General features: G+C 62.0%; 27 protein-coding genes. 15 read left to right on the top strand and 12 right to left on the bottom strand.

Annotated features, from left to right (window positions below; all coding sequences use genetic code 11):
* Window positions 1–84: 84 nt before the first annotated feature.
* From pyk to HKK80_RS02680, 4 genes are all read left to right on the top strand, one after another.
* Entirely contained in the window at window positions 85–1836 is a 1752-nt protein-coding gene (gene pyk / locus HKK80_RS02695) for a pyruvate kinase (protein WP_411798074.1), read from the top strand.
* A 769-nt stretch (window positions 1837–2605) separates the two neighbouring features.
* Window positions 2606–2989, top strand: coding sequence for a hypothetical protein (locus HKK80_RS02690; RefSeq protein WP_411798073.1), 384 nt, complete (start codon window positions 2606–2608; stop codon window positions 2987–2989).
* On the top strand, window positions 2986–3651 hold the full coding sequence (locus tag HKK80_RS02685; RefSeq protein WP_411798072.1) for an ABC transporter ATP-binding protein: 666 nt from the start codon (window positions 2986–2988) through the stop codon (window positions 3649–3651). The genes HKK80_RS02690 and HKK80_RS02685 overlap by 4 nt, the downstream gene beginning before the upstream one ends.
* Window positions 3648–4793 (top strand): ABC transporter permease, encoded by a 1146-nt coding sequence (locus tag HKK80_RS02680; RefSeq protein ID WP_411798071.1) that lies wholly within the window; start codon window positions 3648–3650, stop codon window positions 4791–4793. Before HKK80_RS02685 ends, HKK80_RS02680 begins: the two co-directional genes overlap by 4 nt.
* Window positions 4794–5014: 221 nt before the next feature.
* On the opposite strand, the gene HKK80_RS02675 is transcribed toward HKK80_RS02680, so the two are convergent.
* The 5 genes from HKK80_RS02675 to HKK80_RS02655 all read right to left on the bottom strand — a co-directional run bounded on the left by HKK80_RS02675 (window position 5015) and on the right by HKK80_RS02655 (window position 7315).
* Window positions 5015–5326: an ASCH domain-containing protein gene (locus HKK80_RS02675; protein ID WP_411798070.1), complete on the bottom strand. Its 312-nt coding sequence runs from the start codon at window positions 5324–5326 to the stop codon at window positions 5015–5017.
* A gap of 82 nt (window positions 5327–5408) precedes the next feature.
* Window positions 5409–5585: a 30S ribosomal protein S14 gene (locus HKK80_RS02670; RefSeq protein ID WP_411798069.1), complete on the bottom strand. Its 177-nt coding sequence runs from the start codon at window positions 5583–5585 to the stop codon at window positions 5409–5411.
* Window positions 5582–5833, bottom strand: a complete 252-nt coding sequence (locus HKK80_RS02665; RefSeq protein WP_411798068.1) for a hypothetical protein — start codon at window positions 5831–5833, stop codon at window positions 5582–5584. Before HKK80_RS02665 ends, HKK80_RS02670 begins: the two co-directional genes overlap by 4 nt.
* Window positions 5830–6024 carry a hypothetical protein gene (locus tag HKK80_RS02660; protein ID WP_411798067.1) on the bottom strand — a complete coding sequence of 65 codons (195 nt, stop codon included), beginning with the start codon at window positions 6022–6024 and terminating at the stop codon, window positions 5830–5832. Before HKK80_RS02660 ends, HKK80_RS02665 begins: the two co-directional genes overlap by 4 nt.
* 10 nt (window positions 6025–6034) lie before the next feature.
* Window positions 6035–7315, bottom strand: a complete 1281-nt coding sequence (locus HKK80_RS02655) for a CobW family GTP-binding protein (protein ID WP_411798066.1) — start codon at window positions 7313–7315, stop codon at window positions 6035–6037.
* Between the two features lie 96 nt (window positions 7316–7411).
* Here HKK80_RS02655 and HKK80_RS02650 point away from each other — a divergent pair, with 96 nt between their 5' ends.
* Complete coding sequence (locus tag HKK80_RS02650; RefSeq protein WP_411798065.1) at window positions 7412–8695, top strand: FAD/NAD(P)-binding protein; 1284 nt, start codon at window positions 7412–7414, stop codon at window positions 8693–8695.
* A gap of 62 nt (window positions 8696–8757) precedes the next feature.
* On the opposite strand, the gene HKK80_RS02645 is transcribed toward HKK80_RS02650, so the two are convergent.
* From HKK80_RS02645 to HKK80_RS02630, 4 genes are read right to left on the bottom strand one after another with little or no spacing between them, the layout of a single operon-like run.
* The gene (locus HKK80_RS02645; RefSeq protein ID WP_411798064.1) at window positions 8758–9633 is read right to left on the bottom strand and encodes an energy-coupling factor ABC transporter ATP-binding protein; all 876 of its coding nucleotides are present in this window, start codon (window positions 9631–9633) and stop codon (window positions 8758–8760) included.
* On the bottom strand, window positions 9630–10442 hold the full coding sequence (locus tag HKK80_RS02640) for an energy-coupling factor transporter transmembrane component T family protein (protein WP_411798063.1): 813 nt from the start codon (window positions 10440–10442) through the stop codon (window positions 9630–9632). The genes HKK80_RS02645 and HKK80_RS02640 overlap by 4 nt, the downstream gene beginning before the upstream one ends.
* 2 nt (window positions 10443–10444) lie before the next feature.
* The gene (locus HKK80_RS02635) at window positions 10445–10765 is read right to left on the bottom strand and encodes a cobalamin transport operon protein (protein ID WP_411798062.1); all 321 of its coding nucleotides are present in this window, start codon (window positions 10763–10765) and stop codon (window positions 10445–10447) included.
* On the bottom strand, window positions 10765–11445 hold the full coding sequence (locus HKK80_RS02630; RefSeq protein WP_411798061.1) for an energy-coupling factor ABC transporter permease: 681 nt from the start codon (window positions 11443–11445) through the stop codon (window positions 10765–10767). Before HKK80_RS02630 ends, HKK80_RS02635 begins: the two co-directional genes overlap by 1 nt.
* A 218-nt stretch (window positions 11446–11663) precedes the next feature.
* On the opposite strand from HKK80_RS02630, the gene HKK80_RS02625 reads away from it, so the two are divergent.
* The 5 genes from HKK80_RS02625 (at window position 11664) to HKK80_RS02605 (ending at window position 14645) form a co-directional block, all read left to right on the top strand.
* A complete protein-coding gene (locus HKK80_RS02625; protein ID WP_411798060.1) occupies window positions 11664–11870 on the top strand; it encodes a hypothetical protein in 207 nt (68 codons plus the stop codon).
* 79 nt (window positions 11871–11949) lie between these two features.
* On the top strand, window positions 11950–12681 hold the full coding sequence (locus HKK80_RS02620; protein ID WP_411798059.1) for an NfeD family protein: 732 nt from the start codon (window positions 11950–11952) through the stop codon (window positions 12679–12681).
* A gap of 62 nt (window positions 12682–12743) precedes the next feature.
* Window positions 12744–13901 carry an SPFH domain-containing protein gene (locus HKK80_RS02615; protein WP_411798058.1) on the top strand — a complete coding sequence of 386 codons (1158 nt, stop codon included), beginning with the start codon at window positions 12744–12746 and terminating at the stop codon, window positions 13899–13901.
* A 93-nt stretch (window positions 13902–13994) separates the two neighbouring features.
* Window positions 13995–14312 carry a MarR family transcriptional regulator gene (locus HKK80_RS02610; RefSeq protein WP_411798057.1) on the top strand — a complete coding sequence of 106 codons (318 nt, stop codon included), beginning with the start codon at window positions 13995–13997 and terminating at the stop codon, window positions 14310–14312.
* A 3-nt stretch (window positions 14313–14315) separates the two neighbouring features.
* Complete coding sequence (locus HKK80_RS02605; protein WP_411798056.1) at window positions 14316–14645, top strand: hypothetical protein; 330 nt, start codon at window positions 14316–14318, stop codon at window positions 14643–14645.
* A gap of 6 nt (window positions 14646–14651) precedes the next feature.
* On the opposite strand, the gene HKK80_RS02600 is transcribed toward HKK80_RS02605, so the two are convergent.
* Window positions 14652–15398, bottom strand: coding sequence for a cobalamin-binding protein (locus HKK80_RS02600; RefSeq protein WP_411798055.1), 747 nt, complete (start codon window positions 15396–15398; stop codon window positions 14652–14654).
* A 225-nt stretch (window positions 15399–15623) separates the two neighbouring features.
* Here HKK80_RS02600 and HKK80_RS02595 point away from each other — a divergent pair, with 225 nt between their 5' ends.
* On the top strand, window positions 15624–16619 hold the full coding sequence (locus HKK80_RS02595; protein WP_411798054.1) for a transcription initiation factor IIB: 996 nt from the start codon (window positions 15624–15626) through the stop codon (window positions 16617–16619).
* A gap of 14 nt (window positions 16620–16633) precedes the next feature.
* Here HKK80_RS02595 and HKK80_RS02590 read toward each other — a convergent pair whose 3' ends face one another.
* The gene (locus HKK80_RS02590) at window positions 16634–17380 is read right to left on the bottom strand and encodes a DICT sensory domain-containing protein (RefSeq protein ID WP_411798053.1); all 747 of its coding nucleotides are present in this window, start codon (window positions 17378–17380) and stop codon (window positions 16634–16636) included.
* A 204-nt stretch (window positions 17381–17584) separates the two neighbouring features.
* Here HKK80_RS02590 and HKK80_RS02585 point away from each other — a divergent pair, with 204 nt between their 5' ends.
* The gene (locus tag HKK80_RS02585; protein ID WP_411798052.1) at window positions 17585–18214 is read left to right on the top strand and encodes a hypothetical protein; all 630 of its coding nucleotides are present in this window, start codon (window positions 17585–17587) and stop codon (window positions 18212–18214) included.
* 78 nt (window positions 18215–18292) lie between these two features.
* Here the strand turns inward: HKK80_RS02585 and coxB are convergent, their stop codons facing one another.
* Entirely contained in the window at window positions 18293–19015 is a 723-nt protein-coding gene (gene coxB / locus HKK80_RS02580; RefSeq protein WP_411798051.1) for a cytochrome c oxidase subunit II, read from the bottom strand.
* Between the two features lie 180 nt (window positions 19016–19195).
* On the opposite strand from coxB, the gene HKK80_RS02575 reads away from it, so the two are divergent.
* The 3 genes from HKK80_RS02575 (at window position 19196) to HKK80_RS02565 (ending at window position 21940) form a co-directional block, all read left to right on the top strand.
* Window positions 19196–20542: a heme o synthase gene (locus HKK80_RS02575; protein ID WP_411798199.1), complete on the top strand. Its 1347-nt coding sequence runs from the start codon at window positions 19196–19198 to the stop codon at window positions 20540–20542.
* A 3-nt stretch (window positions 20543–20545) separates the two neighbouring features.
* A complete protein-coding gene (locus tag HKK80_RS02570) occupies window positions 20546–21235 on the top strand; it encodes a hypothetical protein (RefSeq protein WP_411798050.1) in 690 nt (229 codons plus the stop codon).
* A gap of 132 nt (window positions 21236–21367) precedes the next feature.
* The gene (locus HKK80_RS02565) at window positions 21368–21940 is read left to right on the top strand and encodes a response regulator (RefSeq protein WP_411798049.1); all 573 of its coding nucleotides are present in this window, start codon (window positions 21368–21370) and stop codon (window positions 21938–21940) included.
* The last annotated feature ends 45 nt before the right edge of the window (window positions 21941–21985 follow it).

Genomic DNA, 21985 nt, shown 5'->3' with positions numbered 1-21985 from the left:
CGTCTCGCGGCGAGCTGTCCCCGATCAGCGTCTCCGACGGCCGTATCGTGGGGCTTTTTTAAGCTACCTGACCTACGCTGAGCCATGCGAAACGCGAAAATCGTCTGTACGCTCGGGCCAGCCTCCAGCGACGCGGAGACGATCCGTGCGCTCAACGAGGCCGGGATGTCCGTCGCGCGGCTCAACGCCAGCCACGGGACAACAGATCACCGGGCGACAGTCATCGACCGGGTACGGGCGGTCGACGCCGACAGCGACCGCTCGCTCGCGCTGATGATGGATCTCAAGGGGCCGGAGGTTCGCACCGCCGAGATCGACGGCCATGTCACCCTGGAGACGGGCTCGGCGGTTGTCTTCGAACCGGGCGACACCGCCACCGCCGACCGGGTTGGGCTGTCGGTCTCGATCGGCGCGGCCGAGCCGGGCGACCGAATCCTGCTCGATGACGGCCGGATCGAAGCCACGGTCGACGCTGTCGATGGCGAGGCGGTCACCGCCACCATCGACTCCGGGGGCGATCTCCAAAGCCGAAAAGGTGTCAACGTTCCCGGTGTCGATCTCGATATCGACCTGATCACCCCTGGGGACGAACAAGAACTCAAACTCGCCGCCGAGAAAGAGGCTGATTTCGTTGCGGCCAGCTTCGTCCGCGACGGCGAGGACGTGTACGCCATCGCCGACAGGATCGAGGAGTTCGGCGCGGAGATCCCTGTTGTCGCCAAGATCGAACGCGCCGGAGCAGTTGAAAACCTCGATTCGATCATCAACGCCGCTGATGGCGTCATGGTCGCCCGCGGCGATCTTGGCGTCGAATGCCCGCTTGAGGACGTGCCGATCATCCAGAAACGGATTATCAAGAAATGTGTCGACGCCGGCGTTCCCGTGATCACCGCCACGGAGATGCTGGATTCGATGATCAAGGCCCGCCGGCCGACCCGCGCGGAGGCCTCCGATGTCGCCAACGCGGTGTTGGATGGCACCGACGCGGTCATGCTTTCCGGGGAGACCGCGGTTGGCGATGATCCGGTTCGTGTCGTGGAGATGATGTCGGATATCGTCTCCCGGGTTGAGTCGACCGACGAGTACGCCGAAACCGTCGAGCAGCGCGTGCCGGCCGCCAGCGATCGCTCCCGGACCGAGCCGCTGGCGCGGTCGGCGCGCTATCTCGCCCGGGATATCGGTGCCGCGGCGATCGTCGCCGCCAGCGAATCCGGCTACACCGCCCGCAAGGCCGCCAAATTCCGGCCGCCGGTACCCGTTGTCGCCACCACGCCAAACCACCGGGTGCGTCGGCAACTCGCCTTGGTGTGGGGTGTGACCCCGCAGTACCACCAGTATGAGGATACCGCCGATACGATCCTCGAAAGCAGCGTTCAGTCGGCGATCGATGCCGGCGCGGCCCAGAGCGGCGAGACGGTCGTCGCCATCTCCGGGCTGTTTTCCGGGGTCGAAGGGGCGAATACGACCAACATGCTGAAGGTTCATATCGCCGCCGAGAAGGTTGCCAGCGGGAAATCGATCACCGGCGGGCGGGCCTCGGGCCCGCTGGTTCGGCTGACCGACGGCGATCTCTCGTCGATCCCCGATGGTGCGATCCTCGCGCTGTCGACCGCGTTCGACGGCGAGTTTACCGGTGATCTCGGACGGATCGGCGGGATTATCGATAGCCGCGATGGGCTCACCGGCTACCCGGCTGTCGTTGCCCGGGAGGTTGGGTTCCCGATGCTCAGCGATGCGACCCTCCCGGATTCGATCGCCGACGGCGAGACGATCAGCGTCGACGCCGAACGTGGGATCGTCTTCGACGGCGACGTTCTCCAGTCAACGCCGCGCTGATACTCTCGGCGTTTCTGCTTCGGTTTCCGCTGTGGTGCTGACGGAAAATCAAGCGGAAAGCCTCGCTTCACCCGGGGAGGGTATCAAGCCGAGACGGATCACAATACCGAGTTTCTCACTGGGAAACACTGCCTCCTCTCTTTTATTTATAAAACCACCAGCAGTGGTATGTGCAGCCACGCATCCGGAAACCAACCCTCTGCTGGTACGATTACTAAAGCGAACGCCCACAATGAGTAGACATGTTTCCAAGCAAACAACGCTGCGAGCTGTCTGTGCCGCTGTTATACTCACGACGATCCTCTTGGTGAGCATCCAATCAGCAGCCGCCTCACCACCACCAGTTCAAATCGAAACATCAACACATGTAGAGGAACCAACCCCAGGAGAACCAGTTGAGATTGACGCGACCATCTCAAATCTTGCGAACAATAACAGCCGAAATGTACGAGTGCGGTACGTGTGGTTGCGTGAAGGCGGCGAGTTAGACACATACCGACAATCCGAAGATGTAGGTGTGATTGCCCCCGGTGGATCACTCACAATCCCATTCTCAGTCACATTTGACAGCCCCGGTCAGAAGCATCTCGATCTCGAACTCACGGCCTCAAAAGCCGGTGACGATACACCACACACCTACAAAAAACCAATCTACATCGATGTAACAGACTCCGATCTTCGTGGCGATGTGCGACTGACAAGCAACTCAGTCACCGGAAGTGGGGCGGTCACCATCGAGGGAGATGCCGCAAATATCGGCGGGACCAATGTGGAATCCGTCCTTCTGCGTGTCCCAGAGACAGACTCGATTTCGCCACGCCCGCCGAACGGCGAGTACTACGTTGGCGGCATCGAGACCAGTGAATTCGGCACCTTCGAGCTCACCGCTGACATCGCCAATGGGACGGACTCTGTGCCGATTAATATCACATACATCACTACTGGAGAGGATCGAGACGACAAACGGGTAACGAAAACGCAGCAGATTCCGGTCGGCGACTCCCCATCCGGTCTCCCCCAAGCACAACAGGCCCAAGCAACAGCGACTGACGCCCCACCGTCTGATCGCGGGCCACCGATTTTGATCATCGGAAGTGTGGCTGTCCTCGTGGTCATCAGCATCATCGGGCTGGTGCTGTGGCGGAGACAATGAGTGTAATCGAACTTGTGGATGTGGTCAAACAATACGAGAGTGGTGAGGAGCTGATCACAGCCCTTGATGACGTGACGTTTCAGGCCACTCACGGCGAGATGGTCACGATCATCGGCCCCTCAGGGTCGGGTAAGAGCACCTTGCTCAATATGATCGGCTTGCTTGATACGCCGACCGAGGGAGCAGTGCGGCTCAATGGTCGGGATGTCACGGATTGCTCCCCGGATGAGTTAACCGAAGAACGGCGGTCAGAGATCGGGTTTGTCTTTCAGGATTATCACCTGCTTCCGATGCTCACAGCGACCGAAAACGTTGCACTCCCAACGATGTGGGAACCCCAACTGCATAAACATGACCGAGCCGTTGATCTCCTCACCCGAGTGGGACTGAGCGACCGACTGTCCCATCAACCGACTCAGCTATCCGGCGGTCAGCGTCAGCGGGTTGCCATCGCACGGGCGCTCATCAACGAGCCAGATGTACTCCTGGCCGATGAGCCGACGGGTAATTTAGATCAAGAGACCGGCGCCACCATCCTTGATGAGTTGACCAGACTCAAAGAGACCGAGGATATTGCGATTGTTGCGGTCACCCATGATGAACAGTTGGTTGAGTATGCCGATCGGGTTGTTGAACTGGTTGATGGGACAATCAAAACATGAGCAGCACGCAGCTCCTGCGTCGCTTCCCGAGTGTGTTGATGGCTTGGCGGAATCTGGGCCGCAATCGGGTTCGAACCGCGTTGGCGACACTCGGCATTCTCATTGGGGTGGTCGCAATCGCATCGTTAGGGATGGCGACGGCCGCCCTCCAACAGCAGGCCACGGCGGATCTCCAAGGGTTGTCGAATGAGGTAACCGTCTCTGCAGGGCCGGATAACTCTCAGGAGGGGATTACCCCTGATCAAGTCGATGACATTGAAACCGTCGCCGGCGATGCGACGGTTGTCCCAGAGAAAACCAATTTTACCACTCTATCAGCCCGAAATGGGGCTGAAACACGGGTTCGGGTGACCGCACTGACAAAAGCAGATGCCATGTACAATGTGACCCGGGGACAGGTCTCAAACCGACTCCGATCCGGAGCGTTGCTCACCGATTCAGAGGCCACGCGGCTCGGCGTAGACATCGGCGATCCGGTGTCGTATAATGACAAGCTATACCGTATTCAGGGGATCCTGTCGTCGTCACAGGGATTCGGTGGTGCCCGACGTGAACTTGTCGTCCCGATGTCAGCGATGGCTGAGCAAGACCACTACGATTCGGTGACTGTGTTGACTACCGCTGAGCAATCGGTGAATAGCCTGACAACTGATATTGAGTCGTGGTTCAACAACCGAGATGAGCAGATCGTCAACGTCAGAAACTTCGCCGCCGTCCAGCAGAACGTCGACTCATTTCTTGGCACCTTACAGCTCGGGCTGTTAGGGATCGGCTCGATCTCATTGGTGGTCGCCAGTGTTGCCATTCTCAACGTGATGTTGATGAGCACCGTTGAACGTCGCGGCGAAATCGGCGTTCTCCGGGCTGTCGGCATCAGCCGTGGTGAGGTGCTTCGGATGATCCTCACAGAAGCCGCCTTCCTTGGTGTGATCGGTGGCACCCTTGGTGTGGTGGTATCTGCGGCCATTGGGATCGTGATCTTTGAGATCCTGATCGGGAGCCCACTTGCTGCGTTCAGGTGGCACAGTGCACGATATCTGCTGTATGGCATGGGGTTCGCCGTGTTTGCGAGTGTGCTCAGCGGGCTGTATCCGGCCTGGAAGGCCGCAAATGAACGGCCCGTAGAGGCTCTCCGCGAGTGAACAGTTCATACCCCTTTCGGGAACCGACAGATGCGATCCCAAATCAAGCTCAACAGGGGTATCGATCCGCTCATTTCCTCTCGACCGTCTGGTAGATGGGTCGCTCCACCTGGCGGATAGCGGTGGGATCAGCTCCGATCCAGAAGCGCGGATACTTCGATCAGCAGAAGTGTCCGCGCAACCAATAGCCCGAACCCGGTGGCCGGGCTGCTTCGCTGTCCTCAATCGACCTGTTCGAACTCGTGGAGCACCGTCGTATCCGTCTCATCCCACGTGAGGTCATGGGTTCGTTCGATACGCTTCCTGTATGCCGCAAGGTTCTCCGAGCCCTCGGCCTGTGCGTCTTCCTCCGTTAGGTCTCCCAGCTGCTCTTCGCGAACGGTCGTCACCTCGAACAGCATATCGTCGATGGCGAACTGATCGCCCTCCGCGGCGTGTTGATCCCCGCGGTGAAGCTGTGTCACGTCGCCAGCGACGACAGCCTGCCGGATGCGTTCGGCCGGCAGCAGTTCGTCGGCATCAATCATCGCCATAGTTCCTCACCTTCCGTTCGACTGTGTGATACCATGTTTACAAAGTGTCAATACCAACGGTGATTGCTGCGACTCGGGCGATTCATTCGTGTTTTTCGAATCCCATCGCTGGGGCCATCTCGCGGAACGCCTGTCGGCACAGCCAGATGTCGTACGTGCCAACTAACCCTTGTTCGCGGCCCGTCGCCCGACAGACGCGTGTCTGCCCGGTCGGCTCGTCGTCGGCCTCTTCGCTGTCGCTGTTGTCGGTGTTGGTCATCGTTGTGCCTTCCTCCTGAGTTCAGGCGCGACCGAGCGGTCGTTGGCCAGTTCTTCGAGCAGTGCGGTCGCCCCACACGAGATCAGGCCATCGACGGCCTGTCGACGAAGTCCTCCCGGCAAGCCATCGACACGAACCAGCACCGCCAGGTCGGTCGTCCGACTCGCCTCGGTGAGCGTCTCGATTGCTGCCTGTCGCTCCTCCCGCGGGACACTGTGTGTCATCACTGTCTGCATCGGATTCGTCATCGCATCTCCTCCAGTCGCTCACAGCTGTCTGCGGTCGCCGACAGCCACGCCGTCAGCTTCGAATCCTCGGGTGCTGTCGAGTACACGGTTATCAGATCGGCAGCGTCGTCGCGGGGTTCGATGATCGTGTGACACTGCCTCGTCGGTGCGCCATCGTCAGTCGCGTGTGGTGGGAGGTCGTGCGTAGTCACGGGTGGTGAGTCAGTCAGCAAGGCCGATCTCCTCCTGTTCGTCGGGGTCGGCTACAGGGGTCTGGTCGTCGCTTTCCTCAGCGTTTTCGGGTGTCTCGAACCGCGGCAGCCGATCCTCGAAGGCCGACCACTCGGCGTCCATCTCGATCTCGGTGAGGAGACACTCGTCGAGTCGACGCCGGAGCGCGTCGTGATCCATCTCGGTGCCGATCACCACGAGCTGCGTGCCGCGGTCACCCCACTCGTCGTCCCAGATTTCAGCGAGTTCCGGAACTGCCTCCAGCTTCTCGTCTCGCTCCGCTGGCGGCAGCGTCGCCACCCAGTTCCCGGCGGGCGCAACTCGAACGGATTGACCCGCCACGTTGAGCATGATCGCCACATCCTCGCGGCCCGCTAGCCAGAAATGGCCCTTCGAGCGAACCACGCTATCGGGGAACGCATCGAGCAGTTCGGCGAATCGCTCGGGGTGAAACGGGCGTCGCGCCTCGAAGACGAACGATGTCACGCCGTGTTCCTCCTCAGCGGAGGCGTGCGGCTCCCGAAGCTCCTGCATCCAGCCGGCCGACTGGCTTGCGTCCGCGAAATCGAAGCGGCCGGTGTCGACGATCTGCTCGCTGTCGACCCTCCCGTGGGTTGTTCTGATGATCTCCGCCCGCGGCTGGAGTGTCTCGACGAGTTCCTCGACCTCTTGCAGCGTCTCCTCGTCGACCAGATCGCACTTGTTGAGCAACAGCACGTCACAGAATTCGACCTGCTCGACCAGCAGGCTACCGAGGTGTTTCTCGGTGCCGTCGTCGTCAAGTAGTTCCTCGGATTCCACCGCCGTCTGGAACTGATGGGCGTCGACGACCGTCACAGCGGTATCCATGTGACAGCCGTCCAGCGGTTCAATCCCGGTTTCCGCGTAGAACTCGGTTGGATCCAGATCCGACTGGTCGAAGCCGAGTGTGAGCGTCTGGGCGACCGGTAGCGGCTCGGCCACGCCGGTCGATTCGACGACGATGGCGTCGAAGGTTCGCTCGTGGGTGAGTTCACCGATGGCGTCGAGCAGGTCACCGCGAAGCTCACAGCAGATACAGCCGTCGTCGAGTTCGACCAACTCCTCTTCGTCGGCCGAGATATCTGAGGACTCGGCGACGAGTTCGGCGTCGACGTTGACCTCGCCCATGTCGTTGACGAGGACGGCCAACTCGCGGTCGCCGCTCTCCTGCAGGAGGTGATTGAGTGTGGTGGTCTTTCCGGCACCGAGTGTGCCTGACAGCACCGTCACGGGGGTTGTTTCCTGTGGCATGTATTACTACAATAGAGAACCTTATTGATAGTAGTTATTATTTTAGTCGATATTCTTATTAATACGCGACGACTCCGGACGAGATGACCGGACACAATGCCGACATCCACTGATCCACCTGCTATCACCGGTGTCGCGTCTGGCAGTATCGACCGTGCGCCAAGCGTCGACTGCGTCGTCGTTGGTGGTGGTATCCACGGCACCTACCTCGGCCAGCGACTCCTCGAAGACACTGCTCTCGACCGTGATGGGCTCGTCATTGTCGACCCAAACGACCGCTTGCTCGACTCGTTCCGACGAAAGGCCCGCGCCTGTGGGATGGACTCGTTGCGGTCGACGTACGTCAATCACCTCGGAACCGACCCATTCGCGCTCGAAGCTTTTGCCGAGGGCCACGGCCGCGAGGACGAACTCCGACCAACGGTCGACTACCCTGACCGACCCGGACTGGAACTGTTTCTCGACCACGCCGACCACGTCATCGAGTCGAACAGTCTTGACGCACTCCACAGACAGACAGCGGTCACGACGATCCACGACCAGCCCGATGGAGGGCTGCGAGTCGTGACCGATGACGGCGTGATCGACACACGGAGCTGCGTGCTTGCCATCGGCCACGGCGGCCGGTACCATCTCCCCGAGTGGGGCCGCTCCGTTGAGGGCGTCGAACACGTCTGGGGACGCTTCGACCCGGCCACCGACACGACGGAGACAGTCATTATCGGCGGTGGGAGTACTGCGGCCCAACTGGCCGCCACGCGCAGCGAGGGAGAGTCAGTCACTCTGCTCTCTCGACAGCCGCTCGAATGGGAAGTAACTGAAGCAGCCCCACAATGGCTCAACTGGCGCCACATCGAACGTGAACTGCACCACCATCCACCGGCGTCGAAAGCCCGTTTCGATGTCGTACAGAACGCCCGACACAGAGCGACGGTGCCACCGTATCTGTACGACACGCTGGACACTCGTCGTCGGAGCGGCTACCTTCAGATTCGACAGGGTGAGGTTATTCAGGCAACTCAGGAGAGCGACCGCGTTCAATTGACGCTCGCCGACGACACCCGATTACGCCCGGATCGGGTCGTCTGTGCCACCGGGTTTGCGTCGGTGTTCGACCATCCGTTTGTCGAGCGACTCGCGAGCACACTTGATCTGAATCGCGGCTACCGTGGCCTCCCACGACTCGACGATCAGACACTGGCCTGGCGAACCGTTTCTGCCGATCGAGTACCGCTCTATGTCTCCGGGGCACTCGCACTCGGCACCGTTGGCCCGTACGCGCCGAATATCCCCGGCGCACGACGGAGTGCGGATCGCATCACAGCGGCCATCGACTCACTCTGCGAGCGATCGATGGAGCCGACGCCATCGGCCAGATAACCGCTGGTCAGCACTGGCCACGTCGCTGCTGCTGGCGACCTGCTGAGACATAGCAAGACCGCTCAGTTGCGTCCGCGCCCATCTGGAGCGGGTCTCTCTACCGGTTCCTCCTCGGTGGACGCTGTGAGCAGTGAGACGAGGGCTGCCTCCGTTACCGGCTGTGCAGTCGCCGCAAGCCCCGCCTCGCGAGCGATTCGCACCGCACTCGGCGGGTGAAGGTTCGCCTCCGCCAACAGCGCGTCGTCGTAAAACACTGTCTGGGGCGTTCCGCGTCCAACGACGTTGCCATCGGCCATCACACAGACTCTATCCGCGACTTCAGCGGCAAATTCGAGGTCGTGTGTCGACAGCACGACGCTGATCCCCGCCTCGTGAATCTGGGTGATTCGGTCGGCGACCAGCCGGGAGCGCTCGGGGTCGAGCCCAGCGAGCGGTTCGTCCAGCACGACAACACTCGGTTCGAGCACGAGGACGCCCGCAAGGCCGACGAGGCGTTTTTCACCGCCGCTGAGATAGTGGGGGACCCGATCTTCGAGATGGCCCGCGTCGACAGTTGCCAGCGCCTCACGAGCGCGCGCTCGTGCGTCGTCATCGGCAACACCGTAGTTCTGGAGGCCGAACAGCACGTCATCGAGGACCGTGGGCGCGACGAGTTGCGTATCGGCGTCCTGAAACACGAAGCCAACCTCCTTTCGCGCGTACTCTTTGTTGTCTTCGGTAATCGTGGTGCCGTCGACGACGAGTTCGCCGTCGTCGGGAACCAGCGTTGCGTTCAGGTGTTCGAGAAGCGTCGACTTCCCGGCGCCGTTGCCACCGACGAGCGCGACAACCTCGCTGGGATACACCGAAAAGTCGACATCGTGCACGCCGACTGTCCCGTCGGGATAGGTGTGGGCCTCACACCGAAGGTCGACGAGCGGTGTTGCGGCTCGGCTCACAGTCTCACCCCGTAGACAGCGACCACCCCATAGCCGATGACAGCACTGTACGAGCCAGCGACGATCAGTAGTTCGTGGACCGGTGGCCGCGAAACATCACCGTACAGCGTGATGTCGCCGCTGTAGCCACGGGCCTCCATCGACTTGACGAGCCGTTCGGACCGCTCGATCGCCGACAGCATCGTCATGCCGAGCATTCTGGCGTACAGCCGCCTGTTCGACCAGAACTCCGCAAGGTTTGCACCACGGGAGAGCGCGGCTTTCACCAGATCCTCGAGCGTCTCAAGCATGACGAACGTAAACCGGTAGGTGAGCAGCGCGATCTGATCGATTGGCCGCGGGAGCAACCGGCCAAGCACGTACGCCACGTCGGTGTACTCCGTGGTCATCGATGCCGTCAGCGCAAACGTCACAACCGTGAGTGATCGACAGGTGAGCTCCGCGAAGAGGCTGAGGCCAGCCCACGTGACCGAGAGCGCGCCGAGCGGTGTCGAGAGCGATCCGCCGATCGGCGTGCCCGGTTCGAGAAACGCCAGCGGCCCGGCGACCGAGACGATGAACAGCATCGGCAGCGTATACCAGCCGGCGAGCCGTCGATACGGCAGGCCTGACAGCCCGTAGATACCGAGAACGCCGCCGTAGAGTCCGGCCAGCAGCGCGAGCCGGTCGAACACCGTGACAGCAAGGACGAGCGCGCCGATGACGCCGACCTTCGTCCAGGGATTGACGCGGTGTAACGGTCCGTCTCGCCGCTCGGCAAACGCCGTGATGAGCCGCGGATCGGGAACGTGATTCGAGAGTGTGGTCACGGTTACTGTGTTGCTTGGTCTTCGTCAAAGCCACCGTAGCGGTCGACGTAGACGTACAGCCCGAGACCAACCACAGCCAGGAGGGCGACGAGGCCGCCGAATTCGACCATCAGCCCTCCCTTCCGGATCGGCCCCGCGACGATGATCCCGCGGCCGAGGTTAACGAGCGCGCCGCCGCCCTCCTGGACGCCGCGCTGGAGGGCTTTCGCGGATCGCTTTGCCCACGGGAGCGCGCCGCCGGTCGCGGTGAACCCCCAGTAGCCGGCGGCGAGAAAGGCGGCGAAGAGCGCGCCGAGTCCGCCGTACTGTTTCCACCGCTGCATCAGGCGGTCACCCCTGTTGGCTCCGCTTGGGTGTCGCGGTCGACAAGGCCAACGAGATCCGGACGCACGGAGGCGAGGAAGTTCACGATAAAGCCCGTCAGCAGCCCCTCGATGACGGCGACGCCGAGATTGAGCCCAACGAGACCACCAACGGCGATCGCCAGGTCACCACGCGGCAGCGCGCTCCCGTTCACGCCGCTGATGACGATAATCGCTCCCATCAGGAAGGCACCCGCCGAAAGCCCGATCGTTGCGGCGCTGGTGCTGGCGGGGAAGACATCCCAGTCCATCCCCAGCAGCGTTTTGAACATGTAGTAGGCGACGATTGCTTCGCTTGCGTTGACAAGCGTGTTTGCCCCGAGCAGGCCGACCGCGCCGTGGCCGAGCGCTGCCGAAAAGATGTTGACAACCAGTGCGATGAGAGCCCCAAGCAGCGGCCCAGCAAGAATCCCAACCAGGCCGGTGAGGTTCATGTGTATTCCGCCCCATACGGGGAGGTTAAGCTGGAAGATCGCAAAACTCGCGGCCGCGCCGATGCCTGCGAGCGCGACCTGGTGTGTCTCGATACCACCTTTCCGAATCCGATAGACGATGGTACTGATGAGTCCAACGCCAAGCAGCGTCCACGCCACCAGTGCCCACAACGGGAACGATCCTTCGCCGAGATGAATGTGTGCCATGTGTGGTTAGCAATATTAGATCATATTATAATAAAGTTGCTGTAGTAGCAGCTGAGAAATAATAATCAAAACCACAAATATTACTTAAATTGCTATTGAATATCCAACTAACACGATCGGCCATCCCAACAGGCATCAGTGCGTTCGATCTTGGCGTCCGTCAACCATCTTCTGCGGCGGAGACGAGGGCTTATTATTCCGGCCCCCGACGTATCGGTATGGTCGATTCCGCCGACAGCGATGTCGACGCGACAGACGACAGCGACAGCGAGTGGCGGTACAGCATTGAGGATGTTGGCTCCGAGGCGGCCGATACGGTCGACGAGGAAACGCCGATCGAACCCGAGTCGATCTCGCTGGAGCATGCCACCTTCGTCGCCCTCGGGGTGTTGTTGACCGTTGGCGTCGTTGTGACCGGGCTGTGATCGGCTTCGACCCCCGGCGTGCTACGGCAGCACGGTGACGGTGTTCAAGGGTTAACTTTGTTGAACACGTATCACGGGTATGGTTGTCCTGCTCACGGAGTTCATCAGCCCGGAGGCGATACCGTTGTTGTTGGTGACCGCCGGGCTGTTGCTTTCGCTGGCGGAAGCCCTTGCTCCGGGTGCGAACTTCGTCGTTGTCGGGATCGGGCTGCTCGGGGCTGGCCTCGTCGGCCTGCTGTTTCCGTTTCTCGGTCCCTTCGCGCTGGGCCTGTTCGTGCTGTTGTTCGGGATTATGGCGTTCTACGTCTACCATGAGTTCGATCTCTACGGCGGGAAGGGCCAAGCCCAGACCAGCGACTCCGAGACGCTGCAGGGGATGACCGGCCGGGTCACCGAGGAGGTCACCCCGGCCGGCGGCGAGGTAAAACTCCAGGGCGGCGGCTTCAACCCCTTCTACTCCGCGCGGTCGATGGACGGCGCGATCCCCGAGGGCAGCGACGTGATGGTGATCGATCCCGGCGGCGGCAACGTCGTTACCGTCGAATCCCTGGAAACTATCGAGGACGACATCGACCGCCAGTTGGCCGCGGGCCGCGAGAATGCCCAAGACGAGTCGGCGGCCGCCGAGTTCGCCGAGCAGCACGCTGATGCGGTTGGTGCCGACGCCGCTGGCGGCGACGCTGTCGATGACGCCGATAACGGCGGCGTCGACACCGACCGCGATGCCGACGAGACTGACCGCGATGCCGATGCCGACGACACCGCTGGCGACAGCATCGATACCGACCGCGATGTCGAGTACGAACGGTAGCCGGCGGTCAAAATAGGGCCACGAAGCCAACGCTTATTGGTGTCTCATACCAACGTGATGTCATGGATCCACTCGTCCTCCAACTGCAGTTGACGACGCTTGCTGTCGGGCTGTTGTTCCTGACAGTCGTCGCCGTGACGATCTGGCAGACCGTCGAGATCGTCGACGCCTACGAGAAAGAGGCGCTCACGGTCTTCGGCGAGTACCGCAAGCTGCTCGAACCGGGGTTCAACCTCATTCCGCCCTTTGTCTCCCGCACCTACGCCTTCGATATGCGAACCCAGACGCTGGACGTGCCCCGACAGGAGGCGATCACTCGTGACAACTCCCCGGTCACGGCCGACGCCGTCGTCTACATCAAGGTGATGGACGCCAAGAAGGCGTTCCTTGAGGTGGACAACTACAAGAAGGCGGTTTCCAACCTCGCCCAGACGACGCTGCGAGCCGTACTGGGTGATATGGAACTCGACGACACGCTCAACAAACGCCAAGAAATAAACAGCAAAATCCGCAAGGAGCTCGACGAACCCACCGACGAGTGGGGGATTCGTGTCGAAAGCGTCGAGGTGCGTGAGGTCAACCCCTCGAAGGATGTCCAGCAGGCGATGGAGCAACAGACCTCCGCCGAGCGTCGCCGCCGTGCGATGATCCTCGAAGCACAGGGTGAACGCCGCAGCGCGGTCGAGACCGCCGAGGGTGACAAACAAAGCGACATCATCCGTGCCCAGGGTGAGAAACAGAGCCAGATCCTCGAAGCACAGGGTGATGCGATCTCGACCGTTCTCCGCGCCAAGTCCGCCGAGGCGATGGGCGAACGCGCGATCATCGAACGCGGGATGGAGAGTCTCGAACGCATCGGCCAAGGCGAGTCCTCGACGTTCATCCTCCCGCAGGAACTCACCTCGCTGGTCGGCCGCTACGGCAAGACGCTCACCGGCAGCGATGTCCAAGAGAGTGAAGGCCTCGAAGGCAAGGAGTTCGACGACGAGACCCGCAAGATGCTCGGCCTCGACGACATCGACGAGATCCTCGGCGAGATCGATCAGGCCGCCGAGATGGATATCGAACAGCTCGAACAGGAAGCCGAGCAGATCAAATCCGGCGAAACCGACATCGCCGGCGGCGAGGCCGATGTTGGCGAGCCGGATATCCCGGATCCAGATATCGACGAGGCCGATGTCGACGATGAGGAACTCGTGACCGAAGAAGAGACCAAATAGGCGCGTCGCTGTCGGCTGTTCTCCGTTCGATCAGCAGTTCGCAAGCGATGATGCGCCCGCAGATTTATTGCGATCTATTACGTTCTATTACATATGCCGATCAGCATCGATCAGTTCGACGCGGAACCCGCGGATGTCCTCGATATACAGGAAGGAACCCAACCGTATCGGGTTCTCCAGTTTCTCGCCGATAACAGCGAACAGGCGTTTACGCAGACGGAGGTTCACGAGGCAACGGGGATCAAACGCGGTAGCGTCGGTGCGGTGCTATCGCGCCTCGACGACCGAGGGCTCGTTCGACATCGCGGCCGATACTGGGCCGTCGCTGATGATGACCGTCTCGCCTCCTATGCCGCACAGACACAGGCGAGTTCGGGATCGATAACCGACGACTACTACGGTGAGGAGTAAGCGATGGCATACGAGCGCGGTACTGTCGTGAAAGTGCCCGACCTGTTCGCCGACTATGATTACCGTCCCTCCGTGTGTCTGAGTGATACCAGCCATCCGTTCAGCGACGAGGAGGCCCTTTATGCAGCGGTCACGACGACCCAGCGCGCCGCCGCCGTGTTGCTCACTGACGACGATTTCGCCAGCGGTGGGCTTCCCAGAGACAGCTATGTGAATCCGTGGACAGTCGTATCGATCCGTCACGCCGATATCGACCGCGCGGAAGGATCCCTTACCGACGAGACGATCGAACATATCGCCAGTGAAGCCGCTGGCTACCTCGGCGTTCGGTAGGCCGGATCAAGCTCGCTCCGGATACAACCGCTTCGCCAGTAGTTCGATCCCGTCGATTAGTTTCGGGCTCGGCTGATTCAGCAACGAGTCGTCGATGACGTGTACCTCGGCGTCCAGCGACCAGCCGCGCTCCCGCAGGCGATCGGCTGAGACCTGCTCGCCGGTGCCACAGATATGCAACACTGCGTGGTCGGGATCGGCAGCGGCGACGGTGGTTTCGTCGACTTCCTGCGAGCGGTCGCCGGGGTCGACGAACGGGTACCGACCCCCCGCGGCTTCGACAGCATCGGGAACCCAGTTGCCGGCGGCCATCGGCGGATCCGACCACTCCTCGCAGTAGACGACCGGGCGGTCGTCGTCATCGCTGTCGCTACCGATCGTCTCGGCCACCGCGTCGAGTCGGCGGCGGCAATCCGTGACCAACGCCTCGCCAGCGTCGGCGACGCCAACAGCGTCGGCCAGCGACTGGAATCCCGCCAGCACCTCATCAAGGCGGCTTGGCTCGTGGTGGTGGACACGGTAGCCCCGACCCTGTAATTCATCGCGGATCTCCCGTTGGAGGCCGTCGCTCGTACAGACGAGATCCGGGGTGAGGTCGGCGACCGTCTCGTAGTCGGGGGTCAGCCAGCCGCCGACCATGGGGCGGTCGAGCCCACAGTGGGCGGTGACACCGACAACCTGGTCGGCGACGCCGAGGGCCGCAAGCGTGGCTGTCGCGCTCGGAGCCAGCGAGACGATCCGCGGCTGTTCCATACCCCCACTGCGTGCGGTAGTTTCAAAACATGCTCGCTTTGTGAGCCGCTGACACCCGTCGGACTCATATTGTGTTTCTGATACCAAACTATCAGGGTCATTCACCCAAATTCGGCCGGTAGCGGTGCTGTCGCAAAACAATACCACACTGCTTAAGTATCGGTCTGTCGTTGTGTAGGAGACGATAGCTCCCCCGTTCGTCATCTCGCAGGGGGCCCTTAGACAATGAGTGATCAAACCTTTACCAAAACGACCGACCGATCGCCCTCCAGAGAGCGGCAGCGTGGTACCGAGTCAACAACCGAAACCGAGGAAGAACACGCCGGGCTACGGTGCCCCGAGTGCAGCGGCAACGTCATCACCGACGACGAACACGGCGAAACCGTCTGTGACGACTGCGGGCTCGTAATCACCGAGGACTCCGTCGACCGCGGCCCCGAGTGGCGCGCGTTTGACAGTGCCGAAAAAGACCAGAAGTCTCGCGTCGGCGCGCCGACGACGAACACGATGCACGACAAGGGGCTGTCGACCAACATCGACTGGCGGAACAAGGACGCCTACGGCCGCTCGCTGGGCGCGCGGCAACGCCAGAAGATGCAGCGGCTCCGCAAATGGAACGAGCGGTTCCGCACCCGCGATAGCAAGGAACGCAACCTCAAGCAGGCCCTCGGCGAGATCGACCGGATGGCCAGTGCTGTCGGCCTCCCGGACAACGTTCGAGAGACGGCATCGGTCATCTACCGCCGCGCACTCGATGAGGATCTGCTGCCGGGCCGCTCCATCGAGGGTGTCTCTACCTCGTGTGTCTACGCCGCCGCGCGGATGGCCGGCGTCCCGCGCAGCCTCGATGAGATCGCTGACGTGTCTCGGGTGGAAAAAAGCGAGATCGCCCGCACCTACCGCTACGTGGTTCGGGAACTCTCCCTTGAGGTGCGACCGGCCGATCCCGAACAGTACGTTCCCCGCTTTGCCTCCTCGCTGGAGCTTTCGGAGGAATCGGAGATGCGCGCCAAACAGCTGCTGAAAAACGCCAAAGAGCAGGGTGTCCACAGCGGCAAATCGCCGGTCGGGCTGGCTGCCGCCGCGGTGTATGCGGCCGCGCTGTTGACGAACGAGAAGACGACCCAGGCCGCGGTCTCGGAGGTCGCAGATATCTCCGAGGTCACGATCCGCAACCGGTATCACGAGCTGTTGGAAGCCGAAGAAGAGATGCTGGTCTAAGTTCGGTCGCCGGGCTACCGGGTCGGGCCGTCGGGCCGCGGTGTTAGATACGTGTCGTCGAGATGATCGCCGATGCTGTCGACGATCTCGGGGTCATCGCTCCAAAAGCCATAATACTCGTTTGGAGCCTGTTCAGTCGCCAGCAACGCCGTTTTGTAGCTGTCATCGCCGTTGCCATCGAAGACGACAAACCACGACTCGTCGATCTCGGTGGTCGCTTCGGCGTGGTGGGTGACCCCGTCGATACCGACCGGGTCGCCCGGCACCGCAAATGTGTGAATATTCAGCGACTGTGCGGCCAGCCGCTCGTAGCGGTCGGTCTGTTCGATCAGCTTTGCTGGCTTCTGAAAGCCAACAAGCAGGCGACCGCCGCCGACCCGAAGCGCGCGATCCTCGATCTCATGGGAGATGGCCACCATCTCGGCTTTGTCGCGGGAGGTAAACGTCGTTTCCTTGAGGTGCTGCAGGATCTCATGGTAGTCGGTGTCATCGATACCGACCCCTGTCTCTCGGAGGCCGCCACCGGCCAGCAGCTCCTGGAGCTGTGAGACCGGCACCGAGGCCAGCACCGCGCCGTTGAGCCGGAGGACGGCGACGTTTTTGGGCTCACCGGAACTCGTCTGCTTGCCGGTGACAGTCACGTTCTGGGTCGAGAAGTAGTCCCTGAGCTCGGTGATGAGTGTGCTGTTGGCCGGCGGGTTGAAGACCACGAGGGTCTTTTCTTTCTGTTTAACATATGCGATAACATCTGTCAGGGACATACCCGTACTCAACTGCCGGCACGCAAATAGATTGCTCTCATACTGTTTACTGGAGACGGTTCCCGCCTCGACCGCCCACCGGGCGGCGGTCGAACGGTACCTTCCGACAGCAAACCGGACCAGTGGTAGCTTGTGTCCGGGTGCGAATACATGTCAACGTAGTATCTACATCACTTATTATCTTCTCGGCCGAAAAGCCCGGGTATGGCGCGCTCACATGACCGGGTCGTGGAACCAGACGCGGAGAGCCGGGCTGCAACCACACGCGAGGAGCGCGACGAGCCGGGGGAGTCGTCGGTTGGGTGGCGTGATCTCTCCACAAACTCGTCCAGCGACGGTCTTGCGGCGTCGCCAACCGCCGACACGGAGGTCGTCAAGGGGGCGGCGGTCACAGACCGGATTCGGTCGCATGCGGGGTCGGCACTGACGATCGAAACCGACAGGCTGACGGCCACGCTGGTCGGCGTCCCCACGGTCTCGATCGCGGAGCTCATCTACAGCGACCACCGCGATGCGGTCGCCGATACGGGAGCGGTACGCCACTGCGCGATGTTCGATGTCGAAAACACCGGTGATCGGCGGCTCCACTGGCTGAGCCGCCGCACCACGTTTATCGGCAGCGACGGCTCCACCTACGACCGAGCCCCTATCGCGTTGAACACCGCGGAGCTGGCACCGGGCTGTCACACCAACCATGTTGTGATCGAACCGCGATGCAGCGCGCGTGTGATCACACCGGTCGAACAGTTACCGCAGGGCGTCGACGTGGCGACGGTGGTTCACACCGTCGCGCTGATCGACGCTCCGAACCAGCGACTGCGATACACGCTGTAACAGCGTTGCGCAGCGAAACACTGCTGTGGCTGTCTCACCCCCCTGCAGCCGGTTTTGGTCGGTCGTCGCCGTCGGTCGTTAGCTGCCGCGCTGCTCGGCGATCCACTCGTCGTACTCGGCTTGGTCGACGACCTCAACCGTGAAATACATCTGTGAGTGAGCGACCCCGCAGTACTCCGAGCAGTAGCCCTGATAGCTGCCCGTCTCGCTGGCGTTCGTTTTGATGTAGTTCGTCTGATCCGGGATGGCGTCGGATTTCATCCCCAACTCCGGGACGTGGAACCCATGGATCACATCCCGAGAGCTCACGTTGACGTAGATGTCTTGGTTCGCCGGGACGACGACCGTCGGCCCCTGACCGGCCCCGCTGACCGTCACGTTCTCGTTGGGGTAGCTCATATCCCACCCCCACTGGTAGGCCTGCGCCTGGATCAGCACATCGTTCTCGTCGGGGGCGACCTCTTCCTCACCACCGGTGAACTCGACGTTTTCGTCGGCCATCACGCCGTAGGAGGCGACACCGACAAACAGGAGGATAACCGCGGTGGCGACCGTCCAGGTGATCTCAAGCCGGCGGTTCTCCTTGGTGGGTTTCGGATCGTCGTTGCCCTTGAACTTGATGACGGCATACAGCAAAATCCCCTCAACCAGCAGCGTGATCGGCACCGCAATGATCAGCAGTTCCTGATTGAGACCGTTGATCAGCTCCGCTGAAACCGATTGGGCAGCAACCGGATCGGCCAGCAGCGTCACCAACACTGCTGCGACCGCCGATGCCGCCGCAAGACGCCGTGCGTTCATCGTTATCCATCGTTGGACTGGCGTGTGTAAATACCTGCTGACTCCCCGGTAACGATGCTTCGTTCTGTCGCCGGATAGCCAGAATCCGGACGCATATATACGTCGATACCCAACCGTTCTGTAGTGAGTTTCAGCGTTCGGCTTCCGGATCGGTTTCCGTTGCTGCTGGCGGCGACGACGATGGGCGTCTATCTCCTGCTTGTCGTCGGCGTGGCGACGGCGTTGACAGACGCCGCCGCAGCCTGTACGGCGTGGCCGGCCTGTGGGGCCGGCTGGTCGTTGCCGACAACTCTCGACGGCTGGATCGCTTTCGGTCACCGACTTGTCGCCGTCATCGTCGGGGCCGGTGTCCTCGCGTCGGCGGTCGCAGTGCTGCGAACCGATAGCCGTCGGCGCGTCAAGTGGGCGGTCGCTGTCGCCCTGCTGGTCTACCCTGCTCAGGCCGGTCTCGGTGCGGTCGTCGCGACGACTGGCGGCACCGATGTCAGTTCCGCGATCCATCTGCTGGCCGGTGTAACGATCTTCGGCAGCCTGCTGGCCGCCCTCACGTGGTGGCTGGAAGCCGAAACTGGCGATCCGGATGATGTGCCGAGCGGGCCGCCGGAACCAGCCGAGCCGCTGGATCCCGACACGCGCCCCCCAGTGCCGACCGAGCCGACCGAACGGCTGAAAGCGACGCTGTTTGCGTACTTCCGGCTGATGAAGCCGCGGCTGATGTGGCTGTTGTGTCTCGTTGCGGCGGCGGCGATGGCACTGGCCGGCGGCCCGGGGCTGACTCCCTATGTGGTCGGAGCAACCCTCGGCGGCGGCGCGCTGGCGATCGGGGCCTCAGGGACGTTCAACCACATCCTCGAACGCGACGTGGATCGCCGGATGGCCCGCACCAGCGACCGCCCGCTGGCGACGGATCTGGTACCGCTCCGCAACGCTGTCGCCTTCGGGCTGCTGTTGACCACCCTGTCGGTGGGGCTCTTTGCGACGGTCAACCTTCTGGCGGCCGCCCTCGGGGTCGTCGCCATCCTGTTTTACAGCGTGATCTACACGCTGATCCTGAAACCAAACACGGTACAGAACACGGTGCTTGGTGGTGCTGCCGGCGCGTTACCCGCCTTGATCGGCTGGGCGGCGGTCACCGGCTCGATCGGGGTCGGTGGCCTGCTGCTTGCGGCGTTTATCTTCTGGTGGACGCCGGCGCATTTCTACAGTCTCGCCTTGGCCTACAAGGACGACTACGAGCGCGGCGGGTTCCCGATGTTGCCGGTTGTCCATGGCGAGACGACGACCCGGCGGCACATCCTGTGGTATTTCGGCGCGACGCTGGTGACTGCCGCCGCGCTGGCCGCCACTGACACACTCAGCTGGCTGTATGTCGCTGTCGCCGTCGGCCTCGGCGCGCTGTTCCTCTGGTTTGTGATCCGCCTCCACTACGAACAGACCGAGGCGGCGGCGTTCCGCTCGTTCCATGCCTCAAACGCCTATCTCGGCACCGTTTTGCTGGCAATCGTCGTCGAGGGCTTGGTGTTGTAGCCGATGGCCGAGACGACCGGCGGGCTCTCGATCCCCGTGCCGACCGGTCGCCGGCTCTACTGGGCGTTGTTTCTGAACAGCCAGCTGCTGGCCGCGGTGGGGTATGTCCTCCTAACGGCCGCCAGCTTCGATTCGCTTCGTCTCGTCGCCTACGCCGCCATCTGGCTCAACGTGAGCGTGTGGGTTGTCCTCAACAGCCGCCCGGCGGCGACGGTAGCCGATCGGGTTCGCCGCCGCGCGCTGGCGGTCGCCGGCGGCTACTTTGCGCTGCTGGCGGTCGCCGGCGGGCTCGTCACCGTCGGGATCGGCGAGGCGGCGACCGGGCTGCGGATCGCGCCGCTGCCGCCGGGGTATGGGCCGGCCCTGCTGTACAGCGGCGAGTGGATCACGATCACGCTGATGCCGAACTATCTCGTCGGCTACGCCGCCCTCGCGTATCTGGTCTATGTGACCGTCATCGATGCGGCCGGCTCGGCGGCCGCCGGGCTGATCGGGCTGTTTTCCTGTGTCTCCTGTTCGTGGCCGATCCTCGCCTCGCTGGTTTCGGCGATCACGGGCGGAGGATCGCTGCTTGTCACCTCGGCGTTGCAGGTTTCCTACGGTCTGTCGACGGCCGTCTTTCTGTTGACCGCCGGCCTGCTCTACTGGCGGCCGACCGTGGTGCCGTGGCTGCAGCGGTTGCGGTCGGCCTGATCGTCCAGCCTTGTTGCTCGTCGGTGTCGATGGTGACACAGGTGTCGACATCGGCGTTCCCCACGGTGGCGCGGCCGCCGACCACCTTTCGTGTGCGAAATAGTTTTTATCTGTGGTGTCGAACCCCCGACAATGGATTCCGAGCGTGAGCGAACGATCCTCATCGTCGAGGACGAACAATCTCTCGCCGCACTGCACGCCCATCACCTCCAGGACGACTACGAGGCGCGGGTGGCGTTCACCGGCGGCGAGGCGTTGGTCGAACTTACCTCGGATATCGACCTTGTGTTGCTTGACCGCCGGATGCCGGGGATGTCGGGTGACGAACTGCTGGAGCATATCGACGACTGGGAATCCGACTGTCAAGTGATCATGGTCACCGCCGTCGACCCGGATCTCGACATCATCGATATGCCGCTGGCGGGCTATCTTACCAAACCTGTCTCCAAGGAGGAGCTGCTGACCGCCGTCGAGCAGGCGTTTTTGATCGATGACTACGAGGAGCTAGTCTCCGAGTACTACGAGACCCGCAAGAAGTACGCCACCCTGACCGCGGAGTTCTCACCGACCGAGATCGACGACGAGCGCTTCGACGAGCTCGAAGCTCGGATCGATGAGCTGGAAACCGAGATGAACGAGATCCTTGAGCAGTTCCCCGACAACGAGCTTCGGGACGCCTTCCGCGGGATCCACGAAAGCGAGTGAGTCGACGACCCGTCGTTCCAACAGCAACCCACAGCTTTTGCAGCC

The organism is Halonotius sp. F2-221B (genome assembly GCF_046719765.1).
In the GTDB taxonomy this organism is placed as follows: domain Archaea; phylum Halobacteriota; class Halobacteria; order Halobacteriales; family Haloferacaceae; genus Halonotius.
This window is presented reverse-complemented; position numbering and strand designations above follow the sequence as displayed.